This window comes from Kitasatospora sp. NPDC127116 (assembly GCF_042677365.1).
Taxonomy (GTDB): Bacteria; Actinomycetota; Actinomycetes; order Streptomycetales; family Streptomycetaceae; genus Kitasatospora; species Kitasatospora lactacystinica.
Map to the genome: position 1 here is coordinate 1 of NZ_JBHXTL010000165.1, position 17820 is coordinate 17820.

General features: G+C 74.0%; 17 protein-coding genes. 5 read left to right on the top strand and 12 right to left on the bottom strand.

All coding sequences use genetic code 11. The features are described 5' to 3' along the window. Positions 1 to 51 precede the first annotated feature (51 nt). The 6 genes from ACFVHV_RS38895 to ACFVHV_RS38920 all read right to left on the bottom strand — a co-directional run bounded on the left by ACFVHV_RS38895 (position 52) and on the right by ACFVHV_RS38920 (position 5405). Positions 52 to 1473: an MFS transporter gene (locus ACFVHV_RS38895; RefSeq protein ID WP_359914861.1), complete on the bottom strand. Its 1422-nt coding sequence runs from the start codon at positions 1471 to 1473 to the stop codon at positions 52 to 54. Next, positions 1470 to 2300, bottom strand: coding sequence for a glycerophosphodiester phosphodiesterase (locus ACFVHV_RS38900; protein ID WP_380357919.1), 831 nt, complete (start codon positions 2298 to 2300; stop codon positions 1470 to 1472). Before ACFVHV_RS38900 ends, ACFVHV_RS38895 begins: the two co-directional genes overlap by 4 nt. A gap of 150 nt (positions 2301 to 2450) precedes the next feature. Then, entirely contained in the window at positions 2451 to 2855 is a 405-nt protein-coding gene (locus ACFVHV_RS38905) for a hypothetical protein (RefSeq protein WP_359914855.1), read from the bottom strand. After that, on the bottom strand, positions 2852 to 3307 hold the full coding sequence (locus ACFVHV_RS38910; RefSeq protein ID WP_380357923.1) for a protease inhibitor I42 family protein: 456 nt from the start codon (positions 3305 to 3307) through the stop codon (positions 2852 to 2854). The genes ACFVHV_RS38905 and ACFVHV_RS38910 overlap by 4 nt, the downstream gene beginning before the upstream one ends. Before the next feature lie 14 nt (positions 3308 to 3321). Further along, the gene (locus ACFVHV_RS38915) at positions 3322 to 4899 is read right to left on the bottom strand and encodes a peptidoglycan-binding protein (protein WP_359914849.1); all 1578 of its coding nucleotides are present in this window, start codon (positions 4897 to 4899) and stop codon (positions 3322 to 3324) included. A 170-nt stretch (positions 4900 to 5069) separates the two neighbouring features. Beyond that, a complete protein-coding gene (locus tag ACFVHV_RS38920) occupies positions 5070 to 5405 on the bottom strand; it encodes a hypothetical protein (protein ID WP_359914846.1) in 336 nt (111 codons plus the stop codon). Positions 5406 to 5700: 295 nt separating this feature from the next. Here ACFVHV_RS38920 and ACFVHV_RS38925 point away from each other — a divergent pair, with 295 nt between their 5' ends. Next, positions 5701 to 6957: an FAD-dependent monooxygenase gene (locus ACFVHV_RS38925; RefSeq protein WP_380357927.1), complete on the top strand. Its 1257-nt coding sequence runs from the start codon at positions 5701 to 5703 to the stop codon at positions 6955 to 6957. Between the two features lie 76 nt (positions 6958 to 7033). Here ACFVHV_RS38925 and ACFVHV_RS38930 read toward each other — a convergent pair whose 3' ends face one another. Further along, positions 7034 to 7942 carry a UTP--glucose-1-phosphate uridylyltransferase gene (locus ACFVHV_RS38930; protein WP_359915279.1) on the bottom strand — a complete coding sequence of 303 codons (909 nt, stop codon included), beginning with the start codon at positions 7940 to 7942 and terminating at the stop codon, positions 7034 to 7036. 301 nt (positions 7943 to 8243) lie between these two features. On the opposite strand from ACFVHV_RS38930, the gene ACFVHV_RS38935 reads away from it, so the two are divergent. Continuing rightward, entirely contained in the window at positions 8244 to 8537 is a 294-nt protein-coding gene (locus ACFVHV_RS38935) for a hypothetical protein (RefSeq protein WP_359915281.1), read from the top strand. A 116-nt stretch (positions 8538 to 8653) separates the two neighbouring features. Here ACFVHV_RS38935 and ACFVHV_RS38940 read toward each other — a convergent pair whose 3' ends face one another. The 3 genes from ACFVHV_RS38940 to ACFVHV_RS38950 form a co-directional block, all read right to left on the bottom strand. Beyond that, positions 8654 to 10567: a penicillin-binding transpeptidase domain-containing protein gene (locus tag ACFVHV_RS38940; RefSeq protein WP_380357931.1), complete on the bottom strand. Its 1914-nt coding sequence runs from the start codon at positions 10565 to 10567 to the stop codon at positions 8654 to 8656. Between the two features lie 185 nt (positions 10568 to 10752). After that, a complete protein-coding gene (locus ACFVHV_RS38945; protein ID WP_359915285.1) occupies positions 10753 to 11259 on the bottom strand; it encodes a carboxymuconolactone decarboxylase family protein in 507 nt (168 codons plus the stop codon). A 43-nt stretch (positions 11260 to 11302) separates the two neighbouring features. Further along, complete coding sequence (locus ACFVHV_RS38950) at positions 11303 to 12565, bottom strand: CynX/NimT family MFS transporter (protein WP_380357935.1); 1263 nt, start codon at positions 12563 to 12565, stop codon at positions 11303 to 11305. A 175-nt stretch (positions 12566 to 12740) separates the two neighbouring features. Between ACFVHV_RS38950 and ACFVHV_RS38955 the strand changes: the two genes are divergently transcribed. After that, positions 12741 to 13199: a MerR family transcriptional regulator gene (locus ACFVHV_RS38955; RefSeq protein WP_359915289.1), complete on the top strand. Its 459-nt coding sequence runs from the start codon at positions 12741 to 12743 to the stop codon at positions 13197 to 13199. A 6-nt stretch (positions 13200 to 13205) separates the two neighbouring features. On the opposite strand, the gene ACFVHV_RS38960 is transcribed toward ACFVHV_RS38955, so the two are convergent. Continuing rightward, positions 13206 to 14444 carry a cytochrome P450 gene (locus ACFVHV_RS38960; protein WP_380357939.1) on the bottom strand — a complete coding sequence of 413 codons (1239 nt, stop codon included), beginning with the start codon at positions 14442 to 14444 and terminating at the stop codon, positions 13206 to 13208. Between the two features lie 195 nt (positions 14445 to 14639). Between ACFVHV_RS38960 and ACFVHV_RS38965 the strand changes: the two genes are divergently transcribed. Further along, complete coding sequence (locus tag ACFVHV_RS38965; protein ID WP_359915293.1) at positions 14640 to 15287, top strand: hypothetical protein; 648 nt, start codon at positions 14640 to 14642, stop codon at positions 15285 to 15287. Positions 15288 to 15466: 179 nt separating this feature from the next. Further along, entirely contained in the window at positions 15467 to 16177 is a 711-nt protein-coding gene (locus ACFVHV_RS38970; protein ID WP_380357942.1) for a hypothetical protein, read from the top strand. Positions 16178 to 16285: 108 nt separating this feature from the next. On the opposite strand, the gene ACFVHV_RS38975 is transcribed toward ACFVHV_RS38970, so the two are convergent. After that, positions 16286 to 17820: M28 family peptidase (locus ACFVHV_RS38975; protein ID WP_380357945.1), on the bottom strand; the 1535-nt coding region annotated here is incomplete at its 5' end.

A 17820-nucleotide genomic window follows, 5' to 3' on the forward strand; every position in this document is an offset into this window, starting at 1 on the left:
GTCGGGGGAGCGGCCGGGCCCGGGTCGTCGTGCGAGCCGTCGGAGGCGCCGTCAGAGCCGTTCGGGCACCGGGTTGCCGACGGCCTCGATGGCGCGGCGGACCGGCACCTTCAGCAGGACGACGAAACCGATGACGAAGAAGATCAGCAGCGAGATGATCGCCGAGCGGTAGCTGCCGGTGATCTGGTAGGCGAGGCCGAAGACCAGCGGGCCCATCCAGCTGGTGCCGCGGTCGCTGACCTTGTAGAAGCTGAAGTACTCGGCCTCCTTGCCCGGCGGGACGAGGTGGGAGAACAGGGAGCGCGAGAGCGCCTGGCTGCCGCCGAGCACCAGGCCGATCATGCAGGCCAGGACGTAGAACCAGGCGGGCTGGTGGGCGGGCATGAAGTAGCCCAGGGCCAGCGTGACGACCCAGCCGACCAGCGAGCCGAGGATGGTCCGCTTGGCGCCGTACCGGTGGGCGATCCGGCCGAGCAGCAGGGCGCCGCCGATCGCCACGACCTGGACCAGGAGGACGGCGGTGACCAGCGAGGTCTGCTCCATGCCGAGTTCCTCGCTGCCGTAGAGCGAGGCCTGGGAGACGACGGTCTGGATGCCGTCGTTGTAGCAGAGGAAGGCGGCGAGGTAGAGCAGCGTGAGCGGGTGCTTGCGCATGCCGCGCAGGGTGTCGGCGAGTTGGCGCAGGCTGCCGCCGGCGGGCTCGCCGTCCTCGGCCGGGGCGGCGGTGGGGCTGGGGGCGATGCCGGCCCGGGAGGGCAGCCGCAGCATCGGGACGACGGTGAACAGCGCCCACCACAGGCCGGCCGAGGCGAGGCAGATCCGCACGGCGGTGCCGGAGTCCAGGCCGAACGCGTCGTGGCCCTGGAAGAGCGCCAGGTTGGCGATCAGCAGCAGTCCGCCGCCCGCGTAGCCGTAGGCCCAGCCCTTGGAGGAGACCTTGTCGCGTTCGTCGGGGGAGGCCAGGCCGGGCAGGTAGGCGTAGGAGAGCGCGACCGAGACCGCGTACGAGATGTTGGCGACCACCAGCAGCGCGCCGCCGAGCAGGTAGCGGTCGCCCTGGAGGAGGAACATCCCCATCGTGGCGAGCGAGCCGAGGTACGCGAAGCCGCACATCAGTTCCTTGTGCCGTCCGGTGCGGTCGGCGACCGTGCCGGTGAACAGCATCACCGCGACCGAGAGCAGCACGGAGAAGGAGACCGTGTAGGGGAAGAACGATCCTGCACGGATCGTCAGGCCGAGCGGGTGCACATTGCCGGCCGCGTCGGCGGCGTCCTTGGCGACGGAGGTCAGGTACGGGCCGAGGAACACTGTCAGGACGGTGGCCGAGAAGGCGGCGTTGGCCCAGTCGTTGACGTACCAGCCGAACTGTATCCGGCGCAGGGCCCGTCCGTCGTCGTCGGCGGCCGCGGGGCCGGCGGCGGGATCGGTCGGTGGGTCGTCCGGCAGGTGCGTCGCCGAGTTCGTGGTGCTCATGGGGTTCCCATCACCGTGCTGGAGCCGGTACTGCCGTCCGTCCAGCAGCCGCGCTCGCCGAGGACGTCCCGCAGGACGTCGATGCGATCGGCCATGATGCCATCCACGCCCAGGTCGAGGAGAGACCTGATCCGTGTGGGATCGTCCACAGTCCAGACGTGCACCTGGAGCCCGAGCCGGTGGGCGGTGCGGACGAAGGCCCGGTCGACCACCCGGACGCCCCGGTGACGCTCCGGCACCTGGGCGCACAGCCCGGCGAACGGCGCCCCCCGGCGCCGGGACAGCGGCCCCGGACCGGCGGACGGCAGGAACGATTCGGCCAGCGAACGCAGCCGCAGCCGGGCAACCTCGCGGGGGCCGAGCGAGGTGGCCAGCCGGGGACCGCCGGCGGCGCGGACGGCGGCCAGCCGGGTGTCGGAGAAGCCGCCGACGCAGACCCGGTCCCAGGCGTCGGTCCGGCGGATCGCCTCGACCAGCGGACCGACGGCCGGCGCCGCCTTGACGTCGATGTTGAAGCGGGCCCCGGGGAACGCGCCGAGCAGGTCCTCCAGCAGCGGCACCGGCTCGGTCCCGCCGATCCGGGCCCGCCTGACGGCCTCCCAGGGCAGCTCCGCCACCGCCCCGGCGCGGTCGGTGACCCGGTCGAGGCGTGAGTCGTGGAAGGCCACCAGCACGCCGTCGGCGGTGGCGTGAACATCCGTCTCCAGGTAGCGGTACCCGAGCGCGACGGCGGCCTCGAAGGCGGCGAACGAGTTCTCGGGGCGCCCGAGGTCACCGCCCCGGTGCGCGAAGGCGAGCGGCCCGGGGTGGTCGAGGAAGGGGTGCATGTGCTGCTCCGAGCTGCGGGGACAGGGACCCGGCGGGGCCGCGCGGCCGTGGTCCGCGGGCGTACCGCGTTACAGTATTACGCACCCTGTCAAGCAGTAACGCTCCGTTTCACCCCGATCCGCAGGACCGGCCCCGGGCCGGGCCGCCCCTCAGCCCCCCGCTCCGCCGCGGACGTCCCGGCGCAGTCCCAGGATCTCCGCGACGGCCTCCAGCCAGCGGGCGAGCAACTGGTCGCCGTCGACGGTGGTGACGGTGGTGGCCGCCGAACCCAGCCAGTCGCGGGCGAGCCGGGCCGGTTCCGTCCCGGGGAGCGGCTCGGGGAGGTCGGCGGCGTAGCGGGCGCCGCCGCTGCGCACCACCTCGGCGAGGAAGGCGAGCGACCGGGGGAGCACCCCCAGCCGGTCGGCGGCCAGCGCGGCCGCGATGGCGCCCTCGCCGAACAGCGCGGCCCGGTGCGGGCCGGCGAAGGCCAGGCCGTAGCGGAGCATGGCGGACACGTCGAGCTGCCGCAGCTCGTCGTCCGTCCTGGGGCGGAAGCGGTCGTCGGGGCTCATCGGACCGTCACCGTGTAGGTGTTGCGCACGACCATTTTCCTGTTCTCGTCGCTGGGGGCGGGCAGGTTGCAGTAGCTGCGGAAGCAGTTGAGGAGGGTGACGGCGGTGGTCCCGCGGCCCTTGGCCTCGAAAGTGTAGAAGCGGGTGCCGCCGACGCCGTCCGAGGTCTTCGACTTCTCCGGGAGGTCGAGCCGCTCGTCGGCCAGGGCGGCGACGGCGGCGTCCGGCCTCGGGTCCACGACGCTCCAGCGGTCGCCGGCCGAGGTGTTGTCCGGGACGGCGACCGTGAAGCGCTCGCCGACGGCGAGGTCGACCGAGCGCTCCTGCGCGCCGAGCACCCGGCCGCGCTCCGGCCCGTTCCGCGCGGCCCTCGTGTCCTGCCCGCAGGCCGACAGCCCGGCCGCCAGGACGGCCGCCAGCGCCGCCGCCCGGACCGGCATCCTCGTGAACACCCGTACCGTCCCGGTCACTTCGGCAGGTGGACGGCGTAGGCGGTGGGCAGCCGGTTGTCCGAGGCGCCGCCCATGCGGCCGTTGACGAAGTCGTCCTCGCTGACCCAGGTGGTGGTGCCCCACGGGTTGTAGATCTGCAGCATGTTGCCCTCCTGGCCGACGATCATCATGGCGTGGCCCGACCGCTTGCCGTCCTTGTCGTAGCCCTCCACCCCGACCGGCACCGGCTTGCCGTCGGCGACCGCCTTCTCGATGTCCGGCAGGAGCTCGCGCCGGTCGTCGGGGTTCGGCATCTTCTTGTAGTCGAAGTCGGCGCCGGTGTGCGGGCTGACCTCCTTCTCCAGCACCTTCTCCTTGCCGTCCGCCCCCATGCCGTCCCAGTTGTCGCCGCCGTCGCCCTCCTGGTGCACCCGGTGCTGCTCGGCCAGCAGCCGCTGCTGGAAGGCCGCCGGGTCGTCCTCCTGGCCGGTCGGCCCGCCGGTCAGGTCCAGCGCGTAGAGCGGGTCGACCATCGCCCGGGCGGTGACGGTGGAGGAGGCGACGCAGGTGCCCTCGGTGTTCGCCTGCTGCCAGCGGGCGCCGTCGAAGGTGACCTCGTCCGTGTTCTTGTTGGAACCGTCGTCGTTGGTCCCGCCGCTGGTGGTGTCGTCGTCCTCGGTGTGGACGGGCGTCAGGTGCGTCCGGAGCCACTCCGGGTCCTTGCCGTGGATCTTGCCCTGGAACGCGCGGATCTCGTCCATGTTGTGACCGGCCGCCAGCGCCTTCATCAGATACGCGCGCTCCTGCGGGGACTTGGAGTCGGCGAGCAGCTTCTCGAAGTCCGCCCGGTCCTTCTCGTTCATCTTGTCCAGGTACTCGCCGGACCGCTTCATGTCGTTGGCGGTCAACAGCTCGTTCAGCTCGGTCGGACCGTCCGGACCGGAGGTCTCGGCCAGCACGAGCTTGTCGGCGGCGGTGACCGCGCCGGTCTTCATCTTGCCCGCGCGGGCCTCGGAGGCCAGCTTGTTCAGGTCGCGGGCCGCCGCACGGGCGGCCTCGTCGGCGCGCTTGGCGGCGCTCAGCATCGCGTCGACCTGGGGCACGGCGGCCTGCTGCGCCTTCTTGCGCGCCGCCTCCTCGTCGTCGCCCTCGAACCAGTCGTCGAACCAGCCGTCCTCACTGCCCAGCGAGCCCAGCACCTGCTGGAGCGCGGACCGCGCGGCGCTGTCCTGGCCCTGGGCGTTGCGCAGCGCGTCCGCGAGGCGGAGCAGGGCTATCCCGCCGTTGTGGAGCGCGCTGGTCTGCTCGTCGACGGCGCGGGCCGCGGCGGCCACCACCTCGGCGGCCTTCGCCCCCGTGGAACCGGTCCAGACGTCCGGCAGCCCGGCGGTGGCGACCGCCAGGACGTCCTGGTGGAGCTGGTTCGAGTCGGCGGCCGCGTTCTTGTAGCGGTTGCCGGTGGCCTCGATGGTGCCCGGGTCCCCGACCGGCGCGTGGACCGCGAGGGCTCCCTTGATCGCGGAGATCAGCCCGTTCTTGCTGTCCGCCTCGCGGACGTCCTTCAACCGGTCGCTCAGCGCCTTGCAGCGCTGCGTGGTGGATTCGCCTGCCATGGCGGCTCGTTCGCCCCGTTCCCGTTGCCCGTGGTGTGGTTCCTGCCGCTGCCCGTCGGCTCCTCGTCGGCCGCCGGGCTGCGCGTACAGCCGCGCGTGCGGACACGCGTACAGCCGCGCGTGCGGACACGCGTACAGCCGCGTGTTCGGCCGCGGCCCGTGTGCCGGACTCAGCCGAAGGGCCGGTACCCGCCGCTGCCCGAGGCCGCCACGAGGTCCTTCACCACGGCGCCGTCGGCCGACTGGTAGCCGGCCGAGGAACCGCGGACCTTGCCCGCCAGCTCGCTCAGCGCGCTCTTGATCGTCGCGCTCTGCGCCTGCCAGGAGCTGCTGAAGTTCTGGTACGCCGGATCGACGTCCTCACCCCCGAACACGTCAGCGGTGTAGCACACCGGATCGCTGATCGCCGTCCCGATCGTGCCCTCGTCCCCGGACGCCTTGTCCAGCGCCTTCGCCTGGCCCTCGGCCCCGCCGGCCTGGATCGCGTACCCCGACCCCTGCGCCATGGTTCCCCCTCGTGCGTCCCCCGAGCCGTCCGCGCGACGGCGTCCGAGCACCATACGGGCCGTCCGGTGCCCGGGCAATTCGTATCGGGCCTGGTGGGGGCGCTGTTGCAGATTCATGACACACCGTCCACCGATCGGTCACGGCGCCCCGCCGAGGCTTGAGCGGGCGCCGTCCTGTCAGCGCGCCGCCGGTGTCCTGTCAGCGGTGACAGCGCCGCGTCCGCGTCCTGTCCGCGCGGTGCAAGTGCCCCGGCCCACGCTGGTGTTGAAACGGAGCAACCCACGGGAGGTCACCATGTCCAACAGCATCCGGCCGCACTCCGGCACCCGCCCCACCTCGGTCCTGGTCTCCGGCGCCGGGATCGCCGGCACCGCGCTCGCCCACTGGCTGAACCGCTACGGCTTCCACGTCACGGTCGTGGAGCGGGCCCCCTCGCTGCGCGGCGGCGGGCAGGCGGTGGACATCCGCGGCGCCGCCCTGACGGTGGTCGAGCGGATGGGGCTGCTGGAGGAGGTCCGGGCCCGCCGGACCGGGCTGCGCGGGATGTCCGTGGTCGACGCGGACGGCCGCGAGCTGCGCAGCACCACCGAGTGGACGGCCACCGGCGGGCCGATCGGCGGCCCGGACGTGGAGATCCTGCGCGACGAACTCGCCGAGCTGATCGCCGGAGCGGACGGTGGCGCCGCGGGTGACGGGACCGCCGCGGGTGACGGGACCGCCGGGACCGCCGGGCCCGGCGTCGAGTACCGCTTCGACGACTCGATCGCCACCCTGGCGCAGCACCCGGAAGGCGTCGACGTCCGGTTCCGCGGCGGCACCGAGCGCTCCTTCGACCTGGTCGTCGGCGCCGACGGCCTGCACTCGAACACCCGGCGCCTCGTCTTCGGCCCCGAGGCGGACTACCTCCACCCCATCAACACCTACGTCGCCGGCTGGAGCGCGCCCAACCACCTCGGTCTCGACCGCTGGGAGATCGCCCACCGGGACGGCGACGACCCGAACTGGTTCTGCATGGCGATGACCGTCCGCGGCAACAGCGAACTGCGCGTCTTCGTCGGCTTCCACAGCGACGAGCCGATCGACGACATGCTCCCGCGCGACCCGGCCCGCCAGCGGCAGTTGGTGGCCGAGCGCTCCGCCCACGCGCGCTGGGAGCTGCCGCGCTTCCTGGAGGCGATGCGGGAGTCCGACGCCTTCCACTACGACGTCGTCGCCCAGATCCGGATGGACCGCTGGTCCAACGACCGCGTCGTCCTGCTCGGCGACGCCGGCTACTGCTGCTCCCCGGCCACCGGCCAGGGCACCAGCGTGGCGCTGACCGCCGCCTACGTCCTGGCTGGCGAACTGCGCGCGGCCGACGGCGACCACCGCGCGGCCTACCCCGCGTACGAGCGGCGGCTGCGCGACCACGTGGCCGCCAACCAGGCGATCCTCGACGTGACCGGGGACCGGAAGGCCCGGTCCGAGGCCGTCACGAACCTCGGGCAGTCCGATCCGAAGCTGGAGGCGGCCTTCCGGGCGGCGCTCGACTTCGACCTGCCGGACTACTGACCTGCCGGACCGCCGGCCGGCGGGGCTCCGCCCACCGGCCGGTGGGAGGGGCCCCGCCGGGCGCGGGCGGTACCGCCTAGCCGGCGACGGCCGGGGAGAGCTCCGCGGCGAGCCGGCGCAGATCGGGGCCGTACTCGGGGTTGGCGAGCGCCGCGGCGAACTGGGCGCGCAGGTAGGCGGCGGGGTTGCCGGTGTCGTACCAGGTGCCGGCGATGACCTGCCCGTAGACCGCGCGCCGCGCCGCGTAGGCGTTGATGGCGTCGGTCAGGTAGACCTCGTCCTCGGGCTTCTCGTGCCAGCGGAGCGTCAGTTCGCGCAGCTCGTCGACGATGCCGGGGGTGATGACGTAGCCGCCGATCGCCGCGTACGAGGAGGGCGCGTCGGCCGGCTTCGGCTTCTCGACCAGACCGGTGATCCGCAGCGAGCCGCCGCCGAGGTCCTCCTTCACCACCGGCACGCCGTAGCGGTAGGAGTCCTCGGGAGCCATCGGCATCAGCGCGAGCACCGGCGCGTTGGTCTGCTCGTACGCCCGGATCAGCTGCTGCGCGCGGGGGACCTCGGCCACGAAGACGTCGTCGGGCCAGAGCACCAGGCAGGGCTCGTCGCCGAAGTGCCGGGCGGCGTTGAGCACCGGGGTGCCGTTGCCGTACGGGCCGTGCTGGTAGAGGTAGCTGATGTGGCCCTTGCGGGACAGCTCGCCGACCTCCTCGACCGCCGCCGCGAAGGCCGCCTTGCCGTCCCGGCGCAACTGCTCGACCAGGACGGGGTTGGGGCGGAAGTGCTCCTGGATCAGGCCCTTGTCGCCGTTCACGACGATGGTGATGTCGGTGATGCCGCTCTCGATCAGCTCGCGCACGGTGTGCTCGATGACCGGCTTGTCGCCGACGGGCAGCATCTCCTTCGGCGTGGCCTTGGTGAGCGGCAGGAGGCGGGAGCCGAGGCCGGCGGCGGGGATGACGGCTCGGCGGATCGTCCTGGGGGCCATGTGGCGCTCTCTCGTTTCGTGGGAGGTGCGGCGCCGTGGTGACGCGGCGTCCCGGTCGACGCTATCAAGCGCTGACGTGCCGTTAAGTGGACGGTCGGCATACGGAAGTTGGCCCCGCGGAAGCTGTCCGGATTCACCGGCGGCCGTGCGTGCCCGCGTGTGCCCGCCGCGTCCCGCACCGCCGCGCCCCGCCCCGCCCGCACGGCGCACGGCGGACGGCCGCGGCGGGGCCGGGCCCTTTTTGCTCCCGCATCGTTGCCCATACCGGAAGACCACCCGAGGAAGACCACCGGAGGTTCCCATGACGGACGAGACCGGAACGACGTGCGAGACCGGAGGGACGGGCGAAGCCGAAGGGACGGGCGAGCCCGGCCCGCCGCCGTACCGCAGCTACACCTGGGACGACGAGCACGGGGCCGTCCACGCCATCCTCTATCCGGGCGAGGAGGAGGCCGACGAGGAGCGCAAGGCCGGGTTCCGCGCGATGGGCGCCCGGATGCTGGCCGACCTGATCGCCGAACGGGAGGCGGAGCACACCCCTCCGTTCCCCGGCGTGCCGGACCTCCGCCTGATCCACGGCGAAGGCACCGCCTGAACAACGTTCCGCGCCACAGCACTTGCTCCAATCCACCCCCGCGCACGCGCCCCGGCGCGCACGCGGGCGGTGCGCGCCGGCCGTGCCGCCCCGGCCGGCGGCCGGGGGCGGTCGGCTCAGCCCTTGCCGCCCGCCTTCAGCACCTGGGCCGCGGCCACGCCCGCCGCGCTGAAGCCGTGCCCGCCGCCCTCGACCTCGGCGGCGACGGCGAGGTCGCCGCGGTAGGCGATGAACCAGCTGTTGTTGGCCTGGCCGCCGGCCTCGACGGTGCCGGTCTTGGCACCGATCTGGCCGGACAGGCCGGCCATCGGGGTACGGGCGGTGCCCTGGGTGGCGGTCTTCGCCATCATGGCGCGCAGGTCCCTGGCGACGTCGGCCGGGAGCTTGCCGGGTGCCGTCGCCCGTTTGGCGTCCTCGCGCAGCACGGGCTGGCGGAACGTCCCGCTCTGCACGGTGGCGGCGACCGAGGCCATCGCCAGCGAGTTGGCCTGGATCCGGCCCTGGCCGATGTACGAGGCCGCGGCCTCGTCCTTGTTGCCGGGCGCCGGGACGGTGGCGTCCCGGCTCGGGACGCCGATGTGCCACTCCAGCCCGAGGCCGAACTGGTCGCGGGCCACCGCGCCCAGGGTGCCGGGCTGGAGCTTCTCCAGTCCCTTGTCGATGAAGCCGGTGTTGCAGGAGTGGGAGAAGTCGTCGGCGAGCGTGTAGGACGGGAAGTCGCCGGGCTCGTCGTTGTGCCAGGCGCGCGGCGAGTAGGTGGTGGCCTTGCAGGGCACCGCGGTGTCCGGGCCGACCCCGGCCTCCAGCAGGGCGGCCGCGGTGATCACCTTCATCGTCGAGCCGGGCGCCTGGCCGCCCGCGATCGCGCGGTTGAAGCCGCCCTGCGGGGCGTACGCCATCGCCAGGATGTTCCCGGTGCTCGGCTGGACGGCCACCAGGGAGGCCGGATTGCCGTTCGCCGACTGCTGCTTGACCGCCTCCTCGGCCACCTGCTGCAGGTCGGCGTCCAGGGTGAGCTTGACCTGAGGGGCGCTCGGCGGGGTCAGCACGAACAGCTGCTCCGGCTCGCCGCCGCCGCCCGGGCCCGAGAGCACCACGGCCCGGCCGGTGACGGTCGCGGCGCCGTCCGGCGGGGCGATCTGGGGGAGGACGGCGCGCAGCGACGGGAAGGTGTCGAGCGGCCGGCCCTTGCGGTCGGTGGGCTTGGAGACGGCGTTGGGCAGTGCCTTCACCGCGATGGTCCCGCCCTGGGCGAGCTGCGGGTGGATCACGGACGGCTTCCAGCGCACCACGGGCCGGCCGTCCTGGGAGCGGACGACGCTCAGCACGCCGTCGTACTCCCAGGCGTCCGGGGTGCCCTCGAACTCCGCCTTCACCCGGAAGCCCAGGGCCGGTTCGCTCGGGGAGTCGGCCTGGGAGCGGCCCGTCCCGGTCAGGGCGAGCGAGCGGGGGCCCACCTGCTCCTGGAAGGCGGTCAGCGCGGCGCGGGCGGTCTCCGGCCGGTCGGTCAGACCGGCGGCGGCCGCGATGTCGCCGCGGCTCCAGGCGGCCAGGAACTCCTTGGCCGCCGCCTCGGCCTGCTCGGCGGTCGGCGGGTCCTGCGGGGCCTTCGACACGGCGCCGGGGCCCTGGTGGCCGCCGGACGGGCCGTTGTCCGTCACGGCGTTCAGCACGTTGTAGGCGCCGTAGCCGCCGACCGCCAGCAGGGCGGCGAAGACCCCGCCGGCCGCCACCATCACGACCCGGCGCGCGGTCGATCCGCGCGGGGCCCCGCCGCCGTCCTGCTCCTCGTCCTCGTCGAACGGCTCGTACCGGACGTCGTCGTCGGCGAGTTCGTCGTACTCCCGGTGGGCGCCGTAGCCGTCCTGCGGCTGGAGCCCGTCGTGCCCGTGAAGCCCGTCGTGCCCGTGGACTCCGGCGTGCCCGCTTTGCCCGCTGTGCCCGCTGTGCCCGCTGTGTCCGTCGTCCTCGTCGTACTGGTCATGTCGGTCGTACTCGTCGTGCTGGTCGTTCTTCCGCTCCCCGGACATGGCGCCGTCCCCCCTGTGATCCTTCGTGTGCTGCGGGCACGCCCCCTCCGGTGTGTCGGCCCGCCTCGGCCCGACCGGGCGAAAGTCCGTTCGGGCGCGGATCAGCCTATGCCGGGACGGGTGATCGGTCGACCGGAACGGCCCGCCCGGTGATCGGCCGGGCGGGCCGCAGGGGTGCAAGCCGGTCAGGCCCAGGGGTCGGTGAAGGACCGGCCGGGGACGGGCTTGGCGACCAGGGCGATGGCGGTGAAGAAGTTGACCTGGCCGATGGCGAGCATGAGCGTGGTCAGCGCCTTGTCGTCGTAGTGCCCGGCGACCTCGGCGTACAGCGCGTCCGACACCCGCTCGCCGTGCGGGCTGGGCCGGAGGACGGCCTCGACCAGGGCGAGCGCCGCGCGCTCGGGGGCGGTGAACCAGGGCGAGTCCGGCCAGCCGGCGACCGAGGCGATCCGCTCCTCGGACTCGCCGGCCGCGCGGAGGAATCCGGTGTGCAGGACGGTCAGGTAGGTGCTGCCGGCGAGCTGGCCGGCCCGCAGCTGGACCAGGCTGATGGTGCTCCGGGGGACGGACCCGTTGCCGGTGGCCTTGAACAGCGCGGCCGAGACCTCGGAGATCTCGGGGACGAGCTCCACCGGGTCCTGGGCCATGCGCGGGCGCAGCGGGACCTCGGCGGTGATCGGGCGGGTGTTCATGGTGGCGTTCCTCTTCTTCCGAGCGGGTGGGTGGACCGTGCGGTCACCTGTCCGACGGATCCCGGCGCGGGTTTGTGACAGCCCGTCCCGCCCGCAGTCCGAGGACGCAGCCGGTCACCAGCAGGCCGGCCATCGCGAGCAACGGTGCGGTCCACGTGCCGCTCGCGGTGCGCAGCGCCGACGCGAGCGCGGGGCCGGTGGCGGCGAGCAGGTAGCCCCAGGTCTGGGCCATGGTGGAGAGCGCGGCGACGTGTTCCGGGTCGGTGCCCCGGCGGGCGAACAGGACGGCGGCGAGCGCCTGTCCGCCGCCCATGCCGATGCCGAGGACGGCGGCCCAGAGCGGGGCGCCACCGGCCGGGGCGAGCACCAGGCCGAGCAGACCGAGGACGCAGACGGCCACCACGCCCACGATGTGCGGCCGTTGGTCGGTCCGGGCGGCGGCCAGGGTCGGGGCGAGGAACCCGCCGACGGCGAGGCCGAGGATCAGCACGGCCTGGTCGGTGCCGGCGGCGGTCCTGCTCAGTCCCGCGTCGACCAGGAGGGTGGGCAGCCAGGCCAGCGTCGCGTAGAAGACCAGGGTCTGGACGCCGAAGAAGGCCGTCAGGCTCCAGCCGAGCGCCGTCCGCCCGACCCGTCGGCGTCCGACGGGTGCGGCGGGCCCGGCCGGCTCCGGTGCGGCCAGCAGCTCCCGTGCGACCCGCAGCTGCGGCACCAGGCCGGCCGCCGCCAGGGCCGCCGGGACGACGGCGATCGCGATCGCGGCCTGCCAGGACCAGGCGTCCGCGACCGGCGCGACCAGCGCGGCGACGACCGCCGAACCGGCGCCCATGGACAGCGCGTAGACGCCCGTCATGGTGCCGATCCGCCGGGGTGCGAAGCGGGCCCGGACGAACACCGGGATCAGCACGTTCACCACCGCCACCGCGACCGCGACCAGCACCGTGCCCGTGTACAGCCCGGGCAGGCCCGCCGTCCGCAGCGCCGCTCCGACCAGCAGCAGCACGCTCGCCCAGAACAGTCCGCGCTCCTCGCCGAGCCGCCGCCGGGCCAGGGCGCCGAGCGGGGCGAACAGGCCCATGCACAGCGGCGGCAGCAGCGCGAGCAGCGTCACGGTGCCCGGTCCCCACCCGGCGACCGGCGCGAGCGGCCCGATCTGCCCGAACGCGACCCGGGTGTTGAGGCTGAGCAGGACGAAGCCGAGCACGAGCAGGGCTCCGGAGGCCCGGGGTGTGCCGGGCGCGGGTACGGCGGGCGCGGGTACGGCGGTGGCCGGCGCGGTGGTGGCGGGCGCATCGGTGGGCGGCATGAGGGGAGGGCCCTTCGCTTCGGCAAGAGGTTAGGCTTGCCTAAGCTTTCTCGCTCAAGCGCACTTGAGCGCAACCCGGCCCGAACACGATCCGGTCCGAACACGACCCGGCCCGAACGCGATCCGGTCCGGGCATGATTCGGTCGGGGCCCACCCCCGACGGAGGAGGCGGCAGATGGCGGAGCTCCACTCGATCACCGAGGTCGCGACGGCCTTCGGCCTCTCGGTGCCGGCCCTGCGCTACTACGAGGAGTGCGGCCTGGTGGCCCCCGCCGCGCGCCGAGGCCGGGTCCGCTACTACGACCGGGAGGCGCTGGAACGCCTCGCCCTGGTCCAACTCTGGCACGTGGACGGGATGATCCCGGTCGGCGGGACCGCCGCCGTACTGGCCAGCGAGCAGGCGGCCGAGCGCAGGGCGCTGCTGCACGCCCAGCGGGACGGGATGCTCGCCCGCGCCCGCCGGCTGGAGCACGCCGCGGCCGTCCTCACCCACATGCTGCTGTGCAGCCGGGACCGCCCGCTCGACTGCCCGACCACCCGGGCCCACATCAGCGCCCGGGTGGACGCCGCCCTGGCGGGCGAGGAGCTCGCCGACGGCTTCCTGCCCGGGCTGCCGGACGGCTCCGCGCCGTAGGAGGCCTCAGCCCAGCACCGCCGGCGTCGGCCCGTCCGGCCGTACGGTGATGCTGTACGCCGCCCCCGCCGGCCGCGAACGGAACATCAACGGCCCCATCGGCAGCAGGAGTTCCAGCAGCGCCGTGGTCTCGCGCAGCGCGAACCGGGTGCCCAGGCAGGCGCGGGCGCCGAGGCCGAACGGGAAGTAGGCGCCGAGCTGCCCGGGCCGGTCGGCGTCGGTGGCGAAGCGGGCGGGGTCGAAGCGCTCCGGGTCGGGCCACAGTTCCGGGTCCCGGTGGGTGAGGTACGGGCAGACCAGCACGTCCGTCCCGGCGGCGATGCGGTGCCCGGCGATGACGTCGTCCTCCAGGGCGTGCCGGGGGAGGAGCCAGGCGGAGGGGTAGAGCCGCAGCGTCTCGCTCACCAGCGCCTGCGGATCGGCCGCCCGGGCCTCGGGGTGGCGGTCGAGCAGCAGGAAGAGCCAGGTGAGCGTGGTGGCCGTGGTCTCGTGGCCGGCGACGAGCAGGGTGACCAGCTCGTCCCGGATCAGCCGGTCGGTGTACTCGGGGTGCCGCTCGCCCGCCTCGACCAGCATCCGCAGCACCCCGGGTTCCTCGGCCGGGTCGGCCGAGCGGGCCGCGTCGATCGCCGCGTGCGCCACCGCGTCGATCCGGGCGAGGTCCGCGGCGACCGCGTCCCGGGCGTCCGCCGCGTTGGTCGGCAGCGTCGGCATGGCGGCCACCACCCGTTCCACCGCCCGGAGTTCGCCGTCGGTCCGGTCGTCCAGCGGCTGCCCGGTGAGCGCCCGCCAGACGGTGTCCAGGGCGAAGCCGCGCATCTCCTCGCCGACGTCGAAGGTCTCCCCGGTGCGCCGGTACCCCTCCCAGCGCTCGGCGGTGCGGCGCGCCGCCGCGGCGATCCGGTGTTCGTAGCGGCGCATCCCGGTGCCGGTGAACTGGGACTGCAGCAGCCGCCGTTGACGCTTCCAGGCGTCGCCGGCGGCGGACAGCACGCCGTCCCCGACCAGCATCCGGGCGCGGTGCGAGCGCTTGACGTACCGGTCCGGGTGGTGGCCCAGGACGTGCTGCACGGCGGCCGGGTCGGTGACCAGGACGGTCGGCGTCGGGCCGAGCCGGAACGCGGCGATGCCGCCGACGCCGCGCCGCGTCCGGGCCAGCAGCTCGACGAGCTCGGCCTCCTCGGCCCGCCACTGCTCGACGGCCTCGGCGGCCAGCTCCGGTACCGGGCGGGTGTCCGTGCTCACGGGGCGGGTCCTTCCGTTCGGCTGACGGTGCGTCCGTTGCGGCCCGACTCTATGCCAGGGCGGGCCCGCCCGGGTTGCGCCGAACGGGTGGCGGCCCCGGCCCGGGGCGGCGCGGGGGCCCGCCGGGACGTCCGCGCACGGCTAGCGTGCGACCGGGCCGACCGGCCCCTGCTCGTTGCGCGGATGGGAGAACGCATGCCCGGGACCCGGCACTTCGGAGGCGGCCGGACCCGCCGAGCGGCCCGGTGGCTGGCGACGGCCCTGCTCCTCCCGGCCCTCGCGGCCTGCGGCGGCGGTGGCGGCTCCGGGTCGGCCGGTGCCCCCCAGGCCGGGCAGACCGGCCAGAACAGCGCCTCGGGGCAGCCGGACGACCAGCGGACCAAGGACGAGGGGGACCAGGGCGGCTTCCGGAACGCCGGCGAGCCCTCGGCGAACGTCCAGGGCAGCGACCGCACCGCCCGGATCAGCCTGTCCTTCCCGTCGAGCACCACGACCGGCTTCACGGCCGTGATCAGCAAGGTGTCCGACTGCGGCAGCACGGAGTACGCCACCCCCGCCTCGCAGCAGGTCCAGGTGACCAACGGGCAGACCGAGCGGGTCGAGTTCCGGCTCCCGCCGTGGAAGCCCGGCACCAAGAGCCGGAACATCTGCCTCACGGTGACGGCCGACGACTCCACCAAGCGGATCGAGGCCGTGGGTTCGGTGGAGGTCATCAGCCCCGACGACGGGGCCACCACCGGCAACGGCGGGACCCCCAGCTATGGCGGGACCAACGGCTCGACCCCCACCGGCGGGTCGAGCCCGTACACCGGTGCCCCCACCGGCTCCGGGAGCACCCCCTGAGCCCTGCCGAGGAGGCACCCCCGGGAGAGCCGGAGCGGCCGTCCCCGCGCTCCTGGTCGGACTGGATCGCCAAGCTCGCCACCTGGGTCGCCCCGACCACCCTCCTCACCGCGCTGCTCTTCTTCTTCGGCTACGCCTACACCAGTTCGCTCTACGGCTACTTCGGCATCGACGCCGGCATGATCGGCTTCGCCACCCAGGACCTGCTGCTCCGCAGTTCCCCCGCGCTCTACGTGCCGGCCGGGGTCGCCCTGTGCGGGGCGCTGGTCGGCGCGCTCGGCTACCACGTCGCGACCAGGGCCGCCGAGGCCGGCACGGTCGGCGCCCGGACGGTGCGACGGGCCTGTTCGGCCGTCGCCGTACTGGTCGTCCCGCTGCTGCTGCTCGGCTTCCTGGCCGGCTTCGAGGTGTTCGACGCCGGCCCGATGGGCACCCCGCTGCTGATCGGCGGCGGACTGCTGCTCGCGGTCCTGGCCCGGCTGCTGTACGTGCGCGGCACCGGCGCGCCGTACCCGCTGACCGGTGAGCGGGCGGCGCTGGGGATCAGCGTGGCGATCGTCGTGCTCTGCGCGTTCTGGGCGGTCGGCGGCTACGCCCAGCAGAAGGGCACGGCCGACGCGGAGCAGCTGGCCCGGCACCTCTACCGGCGTCCGGCGGTGGTCCTGGACACCCCGGAGCACCTCCACCTGGGATGGTCGGGGGTGCGGGAGACGGCGCTGCCGGGCGTGGAGCCGGGGGAGCGGTTCCGCTACCGCTACGAGGGCCTGCGCCTGCTGGCCCACTCCGGCGGCCGGATGTTCCTGATTCCGCGCACCTGGACCTGGGAGACGGGCAGCGGCCTGATCGTCCCCTTCAACGAGACCGTCCGGGTCGCCTTCCACCCGGGCTGAGACGGCCCGGGCCGGGACCCCGGCGGCCCGGGCGCACGGCTGCGCCGCGGTCCGTCCCCCTCGACGGACCGCGGCGCAGCGGCTTCACCGGGTGTCAGGGCGTCCCGGTCACACCTGCTGCCAGAGGGCGGGCACGATCGGCGGCTCCCAGCCGACCTGGGCGGTGTGGCCCTGGAGGCAGCGGTAGCTGACGCCGTTGTAGGTCACGATGTCGCCGGCCTGGTAGGTGGTGCCGGCGGTCCAGGTGCCGCCGGGGTTGGGCGAGTCGCTGCCCACCACCAGGGAGAAGCTGGTGCTGTGGGTGGCCGAGCCGGTCCCGGTCAGGGTGATGTTGTAGGTGCCGGTGGGGGTCGAGGCGGAGGTGGCGACGGTGAGCGTCGCCGAGCCGCCGGACTGCACCGAGGACGGGTTGAAGGAGACCGTCACGCCGGTCGGTGCGCCCGAGGCGGTCAGGTTGACCGTCTGGGCCGAGCCGGAGGTGGTCGAGGTGGCGACCGTCGCGGTGGTGGTCTCACCGGGCTTGACGGTGGCGGTGGTGGGGTTCACCGAGACGGAGAAGTCGTTGGTGGGCGTGGTGCCGCCGACCGAGGTCTTCCAGATGGTGTACGCCACGCCGTCGGCGCTGCGGTTCAGCACCGTCGCGTCGATGTTGGCGGTGGTGTCGCAGGAGGAGTGGTAGCAGGAGTCGTAGGACCGGCCCGCCGTGCCGCCCCACTTGGCCGCCTGCGCCGAGGTCTTGGTGTCGCTGGCGCCGGCCGCGTAGCCGGAGGTCGGGATGCCGGCCTGCTGGAAGGAGTAGTCGTCCGAGCGGCCCTGGCCCTCGACGTTCTCCTCCGGCTTGAGGTTCAGCGAGTCCCAGTAGGCCTTCATCGGTGCGGAGGCCGCGGAGTTGATGTTGTTGATGAAGTAGCCGGCGTTGGTCGAGGCGATCATGTCGAAGTTGTAGTACGCCTTGATCGCGGAGCGCTGGGCGGAGCCCAGCTGGCCGACGTAGGACTGCGAGCCCTGCAGGCCCTGCTCCTCACCGGTCCACCAGGCGAACCGCACGTGCCGGGTCAGGCCGGGGTTCTGCTGGGCGAGCACGAGCGCGTTCTCCAGCAGGGTGGCCGAGCCGGAGCCGTTGTCGTTGATGCCGGGGCCGGCCGAGACGCTGTCCAGGTGGGCGCCGAACATGGTGACCTGGTCGGCCGGGCCGCCGGGCCAGTCGGCGATCAGGTTGTTGGACTGGTAGGTGCAGGAGGTGCAGGTCTGCTCGGTGACGCTGTAACCGGCCGCCTGGAGCTTGCCCTTGATGTACGCCAGCGACTGGCTGTGCCCGGCGCTGCCCGCCCGGCGGTGGCCGCCGTTCTGGCTCGCGATGCTGTTCAGCTGGGACAGGTGGGCCTGGATCTTGGCGACGTCGATGTCGGGCGCGGGACCGCCGGGGTTGCCCCCGCCGCCGACGGTGAGGCTGTACTGGGCGGTGTGGGTGGTGGTGCCGGCGGTGCCGGTGACGGTGATCTGGTAGCTCCCGGCCACGGCCGTCGCGGAGGCGTTCAGGGTGAGGGCGGCGGAGGAGCCGGCCTGGACCGAGGAGGGGTTGAAGCTCGCGGTGACGCCGGACGGCAGGCCGGAGGCGGTCAGGGCGACGGTCTGGGCGGTGC